Here is a 9,458-nt window from a genome sequence, read left to right as displayed (position 1 = left end):
GGCACAGGCAGGTGAGAGACCGAGAATTCATAATCCTGCTTAATATCAATATTGTCGCTACAGGCGCACGCTATTGCAGCCAGCAATAGCGTAAAAATAATATAGGACGCACATTTTCTCATTTTGTTTTATTTTTTTAGATGTTAAATATTTAATTCAGGATAAACCTGAAACCTCCGCCTATTTGTGTATGGAACATATTGATGGACGAACCGCCCAAGATACGTTCCCTGACATTGAGCAGCAATACAATACGGTCGGATAAGTATGTTTCCACCTCGAATGTTACCGCCCCGCCGTACAGGAAATTATCCTCACTGCTAATGGTAGCCCCATCGAACAGGAGCTTCTCTCCCCAGTTCACCGTTTCATATCCCGCCACCAGCGAAGTTCCGATAGAGAAGAAAACCGTCTTGCTTGGGTCGCTCAGGAAGTTGTAATAATATCCACCCTCTGCTGTAAACTGAGCAGTAGGCAGCAATTCCGTTTTATACAAGTAGGACTTTTGCAGGTATTCTCCGCCGAACACCCAGCGGTCGCCGCTTTTGGTGTAAGTGGCAAGAGCAATACCGCCCGCAAAGGCCTGCTTGTCGCCTTTCTCCAGATTGAAACCATCTACTGCGCTTGCTGTTACTTGCAATCCTTTCTGTCCCGGCAGGTAACGCTGGGCATGTGCCTGACCAATCAGGGTAAAGCACAAGAAAAAGACTAACGATATAACCAATATAGTTCTGTTCATCTTATTTCATTTTTAGTTTTTCACTTTTCACTTTTAGTTTCCTATCGTATTTTCAGTTCGTTGATTTGTCTGGCGCGAATCAGGTCGGCGTTCTCAATGGTAAAGGTCTGGTTCCGTCCCCCGTTCTTTTCAAAGACTTCGATAATCAGTTGCTTATCGGCTGGAATCGTGATTTTATCCAACGCAAAGACTGTTCGTTCCGTACCATTGGCTTCGACTGTTGTTATAAAATTATATGCCCTGAGCGGATAGATAACCGTTTCCTGCACGGATGTACGCTTCGCCAGCTTCTTATCCACGATTTTCATCCGCACAAAATCAATATCGAAGGATACATTGGTCGAGTTCTGAATCTGCGTGTGCAAGTACAACAGGTTGTTGTGTGAATAGATGCCCTTTAGCGTGTACCGGATACCGAACCGCTTTCCCCCGATATGCTTGATATGGCGTTTGTTATCGGTATAGATAGCACGGTTAATCAGATATACAATGCGGGGCGATTCGCTACCCAGTTCTTTCAGGTAGATGTCTAAACTGTTATTCGGGCGGTTGGTAGCGATGCCATCGTGCATAAAGTCCTTCATCTCGATATTGAGCTTTTCCGGTTCGTCCGCATATTTTACATTATAGGTGTAATAACTCCCTTCGTCCGTAATCACGGCAAGATTGGTTTCCGCTTCAAAACCCTTAACAGCAGCTTTGACCCGCAGGATATTTTCCGAACTTCCCGCTTTACCTGCTATAATGTTGTTGGAACCCAAGTCCACATAACGGATGGAGGATGGAAAGATAATATGCACCGTCTTGTCAAATGTTACTTCCAAGCCGTAAGGCGGAATCATCCGGTCAAAGGTTATTTTCTTTGTAAGTCCCTCGTAATAATCCCCGAATGTAGGATTGAGTACCTGTTGCAGGTCTTCCTGCATATCATCGCTTGTTTGAAGCGTTACCGGAACAGTGTCGCCCGGTTCTACCTGATTTTCTGTCTGTGCATGGACGGACAGTACACTTGTCGCTATAATAGCGAACATTAAAAAATACTTTTTCATTTGAATTTGTTTTTGAATTAATTTGTGGATAAAATATTTGTTAGATTCATTAGCACATTGGCACATTTCCGAATTGGCTAATTAGTCTTGTTTGGGAAGTAGCAGCACCCGATAGCCGCTTTTCAGATGCACTTTCACCTGCCTGATTTTCTTCTGCATATACTGGCTGACACCCTGTATCGCCCCCTTGGTCAGGTCGGATGTTATCTGCGCCCCCGCATCATCAGTTATCGTAAAGCCCGAACCGACCGAACTCCCCATATTGGCGGCAATCTCCTTGACCGCATCCAACTCCAATGAGTTCGGAATAAAGATGCCCCGCTGCCCGTCCGAATCATAGACCATGATTTCTACCGGAATAATCGCACCGCCCAACTCAATGGAATTGATGGAGATACCCAGTCTTTCGCCTTGCAAGGCCGCTGTTCCTGTCAGGATGGAGTTGGCGGGAATCGCCGTTGTTCCCGCTATCATGGCTTCTGTGAGCCGTAGCCGCACACTCTGACCGCTTATCAGGGTCTGGTCATCGTGGATAACCGCCGAAATGGTATTCTTTTCATTTACCCCGGCGGTGGCGTCCATTGTGTTGAATCCCATGTTACGAGACCGGTTGAAGCCTGCGATAAATTCAGCGTTGGGAATATGCTGTGCCAAAGACGATACGGTTTGTTCCCGCACCTGCTTGATAACGGATACCTGTGTTTTGTCATTCCTGCCACTGTTATTAGAGAATGTATTACCATTTGTTCCTCCAGCCTCAAGCGTTATATCTTCGCTTTCCGCTTGTTTCGCTTGGGATGCCGGTTGTCCCTGTCCACCCGGCATATACTTAGCCGCCATTTGGTAGGATTTTTCGATAAGGGCGAGCTGTTCGTCTGCTACATTTTTCTTTGCCGCTTCCTCCTCCAGTTTGCGTTCCAACTCCTGTATACGCCATTCAAGGGCAAGCTGCGCCTGTTCATCTACTTCTTCGGCGGGATCTTCGTAAAAATTACTCAATGTGCTGCTGATATTCCGGTAGGAAGATGCCGAGTTTTTAATCGCGTCATCCGACGGCGCACTTTTCCGGCTTATTTTTTCTTCGGTAATCCCAATCACATTTTCGTCTATCGCTTCCTTTTCGTCCCCTATAAGGGAAGAAAAATCTTCGAGTGATTTACGCTTATTTTCCCTGTTGCGCATCAATGCTTCTTGCTCATAGGCTTTCTGCTTGTCGCCGATGATGCCCTGATTGTCCGGGTCGGGAATTTCCGTATTGAAACCCGTTCCCTGTTCCTCTTTTTCCTTATTGGGGGCAGAAGGCGCGAAAATCAAATACATCGCTCCCAGGAAGATAATACCAATCAGGGCGAAGAAGCCGTACTTTTTCAGCTGCCGCCTCTGTTCTTCCCGTTCCTGCTGTTTCTGCGGATCAGGTTTCTCTTTTTCTGTTTTCTGTTCTTTCTTCATTGTTTATCTAAAATTTTGATTGTTAAGGTCGCAGACCTTTTTATTACTTTGGTTAGTATAACAGCCAGAGTTTGTCATGATTTTAGAATATATCATCAAATACTTCCAGTTGCTTAATGCTGTCCACGTCTTGCAGATAATTGTCAATCGGGGAATCTACCAGCTCCATTCGATTGATATTGTTACTGTCATTTCCTGCATCGGAATCCATAATACCCAAGCCCTCTATATGCTGCATTTCAGGAATTTCTTTTCTTCCGTCCCTATGTCCCCAGTTGTATATAGTGGAGATGGAGAAATACAGGTTCCCGACAGTAAAAATCAACAGCATGGAGAGGATGACCATCAGCCGTGTATCTTCCGAAAGCCCTCCGCACATCCGGCGGAGTCTGTCATTGATGCTGTATCCCAGTTCCTTGAAAATATGCTTTAAATACTTCATAGCCTTGTGGATTAGCGTTCAACGGTCATCAAGTCCTTATTCTCCCTTATCTCGAAATTCTCCATAAAGAAACCGTGAGGGTTGTCGTCCGAGCGGGACGTGTTCAACAGGCGGCAGCTTGTAATCAAACTTCGCTCTGTCAGATTACTTTCCCTGATGATAATCTGCCGGGCGTAGGTAGCCACCTGATAGGGGTACACATCAAAGCCGCATTTGATACTGTCCACAATCACGTTCTGAATGATATTGCCGGAGATGATACGATTGTAATACCCCTTTTCCGCCCAATCTTTGTAGTAATTGAAGGCGGTCTTGTCGCACAGCGCCATCGCCCGCCGGATATTGCTCTCTATCGCATTCTTGTCGGGCGACAGCGTAAAGAACAGCTCGTGAAAACGTTTGACATGCTCCCTTGCTTCCACAGGCCTGTTCTGTGACAAGTCCTGTGAGAGAGCCAGCATCAGTGATTTTCCTTCGTCCAGCACATAAATCTTTTCCCTTTGCTTTTCGGCGAAGCTGTAGGCGCTCCATACGGAGTATCCCGCGACCATAGCGCACAGGCAAAGGAATACGATGCTGAACAGCCTGATTTGCCGGAAACTGGTTTCGATATTTTTTAATGATTTAAATTCCATTGTTTTTAATTTGTTAATTTGAAGATGTGCCGATATGCCAATGGAAATTACCGAGCCGTGTAATTATCCGTCCATTGGCAAACTGGCTACGTCGAATGTTATTTGGCATGTTAAACTAATTGGCTCATTAAGTTCTCTCCGGAGAGTTGGAGTTTCTGCCATTTGTAGAATAATTCCGTCCCTGCGGCTGGCTTCCATTGCCGCTACTGCCGGAATTTCCACTGTTCCCGCTATTGCCTCCGGAACCGCTGCTTTTCAGCCTTCCTGCAATATTCCCGGCTGCCGCTCCGGCTCCGGCGCCTGCCACGGAAGCGCCTTTGGACGTGGACTGGTTGACATTCTTACCGAAATTGCCCATTCCCCCTGCCTGTATAATCCATCCGGCAACGGTTGGTATTGTAAAGAAACCCACAATGCCGATAAGCAGGAAAACCACATACACACCGTCCGAAGCATCCAGTGAATAGTTCGGGTCTTCCTGCATACGGATAATATCGCTTTCCAGCATCCGTACCTGCAACCGCGCCATAATGGAACTGAACAAGTCCGATACGGGAAGCCACAGGTATACGCTGACATAGCGTGTGAGCCACTGGACAAGCGTCGATTGGAAGCCATCGAAGACCGATATGGCGAAAGCGATTGGCCCCAGTATGGCAAGCACAATCAGGAAGAACGTCCGTATCACATCTATAATCAGGGCGGCGGCGTTAAACAGCGTTTCCAAGAACGAGCGGAACAGGCTTTGAAACCATTTCTTCATATCGTAGAAGGAACGCTCTATATACATCCCTGCTATTTCCGGCGCATCCGTGATGCCGAGTTCCTCCAGTTTCCTGTCGAACTCCGCCTGATCGACCAGGTAGGCGGTTTCCTTGTTCCGCTTCTTCTGTTCGATTTCGAGCTTGTCCTTGGCCTTCGCCAATGCCCGCATATCCAGCGTCTGTTGTCCCAAGATACCGTGCGCACCCTGTACCACCGGATTCAGGATAGAGTTTACTGTTCCTAAGACCAGTGTCGGGAAGAACATGATGCAGATGCCGATAGCGAAAGGACGTAAGAGCGGATACACATCAATCTGTTCCGCCCGCGCGATGGATTGCCACACGCGTGACGAAACATAGAGCAAGGCTCCGATTCCGGCGATGCCTTTGGCGACCCCGATAAGATCGCCGCAGAGCGGCATCATATCGTTATACAAATCACGGAGTATCTGATGAATACTTTCAAATTCCATAAATTTTTAATTTGAAGATTTGATAATTGTTGACTGTTAACTGTTAACTGTCCATTACCAGTACCTGTCATTTTCGTCCCCGTACAAGTCCAGTACACGGCTGGTCGTATTTTTCTCCTTTGCCCGGAGCAGGGAGACGGAAATATTCTTGTTGGTATAATACTTCACCAGCGAGCGGTATTCCAGCATCCTGTTGTAGGCATTGTCTATCACCTCCATCCGCTCCTTATCCGACAGGGACAGGGTGCTGACGTTCACTATCCCCTTGAGTTCCTGCAACACGTCATCCGATTCGTTGAGCAGCTTGGTGTAGCCGTCTGCGATAGCTACCAGTTCCTCTACCGTAAAATTGTCATCGGAGAGCATGTTCTCAAAGCTGTTCACATAGATGTCGGTAATCTCACCCACCAAAAGAATGGTTTTCTGCACTTTTCGTGCATCCTTTACCATGTTGTTTACCTTTTTCAGGGCATCGTAGTATTCTTTTCCCTGATTGTACACCTTTTGAACCTCCTTAAGTAGGCTAAGTACCCAGCGCCGTATCATATTACTATGGTCGGTTTCCAAATACTCGCCTCCAAACCGTACGTACACATTCCTGCGTATACGGCTCTCCACTAATATTATCAGTCTATACATCCTAAGTGAATTTTTTGATGACAACTACCACATACAGCTATCGTTTTGCGTCTTCGTGCAATCATAAGCTTCTCCCACGATTGTTTGCCTTTCAGCTCACCGAGTTTTCGCACATGGTGCATAATCAGTTTATCCGTAGCTCCGCATAATTCACATTCTTCCGCTTTCAGCCTATCCACAAGGCTTGTCGATACAGTGTACATAACTACATTTGGTAAATTGTCAATATTAATATTCTTCATCGGATCTTTTCGTTTATACCCGTCATGGTAAAAGAGTCTGCTTTTTACAGCACCATTTTTGAGTTTATAGTTTACTGTGAAATGACCATTTTTATGATATTTCTTCAAAATCTTAGTCACTTTAGTCCTATATTTATGAGCAAAGGTTTTACACATGCTATATTTCATGATGTATCCAAAGCTCTGTAACTCACAGGCGTTATTTGCCAAAGAAAAGTAGTTGACTAGACCTCTTATTTCCTGATTATACTTCTCAAGGATTTCAAGGTCGTCTACAATCGTAAGTCTTGGTCTGGATTTGGGTTTCCATTGCTCTCTACCATTGTGTATTTTAATTTCCAATACACGGTGTTCGAGCAATTTGTTTTTAATCACATCCTTTCCAATCATTAACCGAACTCTTTTGTTAAAAGCTCGTCTTAATGCTCCGTTATTGCTCCTTTTGGTGGTATTGGATTTCGTCACATCAATTTCATATCCAAGAAATTTTGCAGCTTTTTCTGTATGGGTTATCAGGGTTTTCTCATCCGAGAGTTCCAATGCAAGTTTATTCGTCAGGAAGTTTTTAATATCTTCCTTTATAATAATTGCATCTTGTTTACTCCCAATAATCCCAATTAGAAAGTCATCTGCATACCTCACATATTTTAATCTTCTGTAATTACTATCCATTTCGTCACCACTTGGTATTAATACACTTTCCTTTTGTAAGGCTTTTAGCCGTAGAATCCATTTTTCTCTTTCGGTTTCATCCGTTACCATCCTTAGTTTTTCACGAGCCCAGCGTTTTTTATGCTGTATTGAAATTGAAAGTTCATTTCGTTTTCTGTTCTTCCCCTTATCGAATTTTCGAGTGTACTCTTTCATATATTTGTCTAATTTGTCGAGGTATATATTTGCCAAAATCGGACTGATAATGCCTCCTTGCGGCGTTCCGCTATACGTCTTATGAAATTTCCAATCTTCAATATATCCTGCATTTAAGAACTTTCGTATCAGGCGGATGAATCTTTGGTCTGCAATACGTTCCTCCAATATCTGTATCAGTATATTGTGGTTTATATTGTCGAAGAATCCTTTGATATCTCCCTCTACGAACCATTTTGTTCCGCAGAATGACTTTTGAATCTGAGCTAATGCCGTATGACAGTTTCGTTTGGGGCGAAATCCATGTGAAATGTCTTCAAAACTTCTTTCATATATGGCTTCCAATACCATTCTAACTACCTCTTGTAGTAACTTATCATCAAAAGTCGGTACACCAAGTGGGCGCATTTTCCCGTTTTTCTTCGGGATATATACCCTCCTTGATGGTTGGGGTTGATATGATTCATCTTTCAATGAATCAATCAGTTTTTTAATACGGGTTAGATTCATGTTATTTACGGTTTTACCGTCAGAACCTTCTGTCATATTGCCTGGCTTAGCATGAATACGCTGATAGGCAATATAGAACATTTCCTCGTTGAACAGAATACGGTAAAGTCTCTCAAATTGATAATCAGAAACTTTGCTGTGCTCCGATAGACTGTTTAATACTCTTTCTGGACTTCTCATAATGTCTCTCACATTTTCCGTTATTTGTATTAAATAATATTAGCTGCCTCCCTTCGCCATGTACAAGGCTTTCCCTTGTTCGGACTACTACGGAAGCTCCGTTGCCATGCCGGATATTCAGGGGCAAACCCCATAGCCTTACAACTGGCGTTCCGGTTTAGGCAATCCCCATTTGCGATATAAATGACGTAACCTGATTGCTCAGATTATTTTAGCTGTGATAGATTGTCGGATATGACTTCCGTCCTTTAATGCTTATTGCACTTGTGCCTTTGATACGTTCTTGCTTCTGCTGTACAACTTCCACAGCAGAAGTATCGTAGGTATAGCGGGTTTAGTTACCTTACGCTATAGTCTGATCATGTACCACTTGGACTATCATTTAATCAATCAGGATTTTATCTTCGTATCTATCTGTTTCACCTCACCATTCAGTCGCAATTTGGTAACTAACTGACTTATGGCTTTCCCGACATGCTATACTCCCTGCGTTGTTTCCATTGCAGATAAGTGGGTGGTGATAGGTTTTTCAAAGAACACTTACCTAATAGCTTGCTAGTGCTACATTCATTATATCACCTTGATGGGCGCACAATTGTTCAGCATATTGGTTGCCGTACTGGAAGTTTGCACGATGTTCTTGGTGGCGTTGATAATACCCTGCGCCAGATTTCCCGGGTCGGCGACTACCCACTGGGCTTTCGCCCCCGTTACGGCAAGCATACAGCTTACGCATAACATGAAAATTCTTATCTTCATATTGAATTGGTTTTAAAATTTTAATTAATTTTGTTTTTGTTCTTAATAGTCTTTTTTATGAAAAAAAGTTGTAGATGCGGCTTATTGTTAAGCCTTATTTCAGCATTAACAGCCTCCCCGGTTCTGTCCGGGTTAACATTCGGAGCTGAATTAAAATTAATCTGTACCGGGGTAATGCTGGTTTTGCTGCCTCTGGGCGTATCCGCGCTGATTAAGGAAAAGAAAGCATCCAGGTAACGGTCCGCTTATTCCCGTTCGCTCTCTGCCAGCCGCTTAATCGCCAGTTCCAAGTCCCCGCCCAGCTCTCCGGCCAAGCGGAAGACCTCTACCTTTTCCGTCTCTTCGGTGGTATAGGTCAGGTACTCGCTTTTGGAAACCTCTGTCGCATAGACCGCTGACTGCGCCCCGCCCAGTCCTATCCACACCTCCTTGTAGAGCCTTGCCGGGTCGTTCGCCATGTTGATGGAAAGTATCTGTCCCCGTTCCTTATCCGTTAGTCCGAGCATATTCTGAATACCATCGAACTTATTCATGTATTTTCGCTGGTCTAACAGAATCTTGCAGTCGGAGTTGGTAATAATGGCTTCCTTGACAATCGGGGAATGGATAATGTCGTCCACTTCCTGCGTAACCACCACCGCCTCGCCGAAGAACTTACGAACGGTTTTGAACAAATACTTCAGGTACATGGCCATCGAATCGGTAGCGAT

General features: G+C 44.6%; 9 protein-coding genes and 1 pseudogene. All 10 read right to left on the bottom strand.

Features of this window, described 5'->3' with window-relative positions; translation table 11 throughout:
* Positions 1-151: 151 nt before the first annotated feature.
* On the bottom strand, positions 152-739 hold the full coding sequence (locus B2Z67_RS04675) for a conjugal transfer protein TraO (protein WP_291528657.1): 588 nt from the start codon (positions 737-739) through the stop codon (positions 152-154).
* 41 nt (positions 740-780) lie between these two features.
* Positions 781-1,788, bottom strand: a complete 1,008-nt coding sequence (gene traN / locus B2Z67_RS04670) for a conjugative transposon protein TraN (RefSeq protein ID WP_291528656.1) — start codon at positions 1,786-1,788, stop codon at positions 781-783.
* Between the two features lie 81 nt (positions 1,789-1,869).
* Complete coding sequence (gene traM, locus B2Z67_RS04665) at positions 1,870-3,237, bottom strand: conjugative transposon protein TraM (protein ID WP_291528655.1); 1,368 nt, start codon at positions 3,235-3,237, stop codon at positions 1,870-1,872.
* Positions 3,238-3,319: 82 nt separating this feature from the next.
* A complete protein-coding gene (locus B2Z67_RS04660; protein WP_291528654.1) occupies positions 3,320-3,679 on the bottom strand; it encodes a TraL conjugative transposon family protein in 360 nt (119 codons plus the stop codon).
* A gap of 11 nt (positions 3,680-3,690) precedes the next feature.
* On the bottom strand, positions 3,691-4,314 hold the full coding sequence (gene traK, locus B2Z67_RS04655; RefSeq protein WP_291528653.1) for a conjugative transposon protein TraK: 624 nt from the start codon (positions 4,312-4,314) through the stop codon (positions 3,691-3,693).
* A gap of 127 nt (positions 4,315-4,441) precedes the next feature.
* A complete protein-coding gene (gene traJ, locus B2Z67_RS04650; RefSeq protein WP_291528652.1) occupies positions 4,442-5,551 on the bottom strand; it encodes a conjugative transposon protein TraJ in 1,110 nt (369 codons plus the stop codon).
* A gap of 54 nt (positions 5,552-5,605) precedes the next feature.
* Positions 5,606-6,190 carry a conjugal transfer protein TraI gene (locus B2Z67_RS04645; protein ID WP_291528651.1) on the bottom strand — a complete coding sequence of 195 codons (585 nt, stop codon included), beginning with the start codon at positions 6,188-6,190 and terminating at the stop codon, positions 5,606-5,608.
* Positions 6,178-7,989: a reverse transcriptase/maturase family protein gene (locus B2Z67_RS04640; RefSeq protein ID WP_291528650.1), complete on the bottom strand. Its 1,812-nt coding sequence runs from the start codon at positions 7,987-7,989 to the stop codon at positions 6,178-6,180. The genes B2Z67_RS04645 and B2Z67_RS04640 overlap by 13 nt, the downstream gene beginning before the upstream one ends.
* A 594-nt stretch (positions 7,990-8,583) precedes the next feature.
* Positions 8,584-8,748, bottom strand: a pseudogene (locus B2Z67_RS04635) (DUF4141 domain-containing protein); the annotation flags it as partial.
* Positions 8,749-8,993: 245 nt separating this feature from the next.
* The coding region (locus B2Z67_RS04630) for a TraG family conjugative transposon ATPase (protein ID WP_291528649.1) at positions 8,994-9,458 on the bottom strand (465 nt) is incomplete at its 5' end.

The sequence above is a fragment of the Bacteroides sp. UBA939 genome (assembly GCF_002293435.1).
Classification (GTDB): domain Bacteria; phylum Bacteroidota; class Bacteroidia; order Bacteroidales; family Bacteroidaceae; genus Bacteroides.
The sequence above is the reverse complement of the archived record's forward strand: the minus strand, read 5'-3'. Positions and strand labels throughout refer to the sequence as shown.

Coding starts and splice junctions, on each gene's coding strand:
- B2Z67_RS04675 (WP_291528657.1), bottom strand. CDS start 739: ATGAACAGAACTATATTGGTTATATCGTTAGTCTTTTTCTTGTGCTTT.
- traN (WP_291528656.1), bottom strand. CDS start 1,788: ATGAAAAAGTATTTTTTAATGTTCGCTATTATAGCGACAAGTGTACTG.
- traM (WP_291528655.1), bottom strand. CDS start 3,237: ATGAAGAAAGAACAGAAAACAGAAAAAGAGAAACCTGATCCGCAGAAA.
- B2Z67_RS04660 (WP_291528654.1), bottom strand. CDS start 3,679: ATGAAGTATTTAAAGCATATTTTCAAGGAACTGGGATACAGCATCAAT.
- traK (WP_291528653.1), bottom strand. CDS start 4,314: ATGGAATTTAAATCATTAAAAAATATCGAAACCAGTTTCCGGCAAATC.
- traJ (WP_291528652.1), bottom strand. CDS start 5,551: ATGGAATTTGAAAGTATTCATCAGATACTCCGTGATTTGTATAACGAT.
- B2Z67_RS04645 (WP_291528651.1), bottom strand. CDS start 6,190: ATGTATAGACTGATAATATTAGTGGAGAGCCGTATACGCAGGAATGTG.
- B2Z67_RS04640 (WP_291528650.1), bottom strand. CDS start 7,989: ATGAGAAGTCCAGAAAGAGTATTAAACAGTCTATCGGAGCACAGCAAA.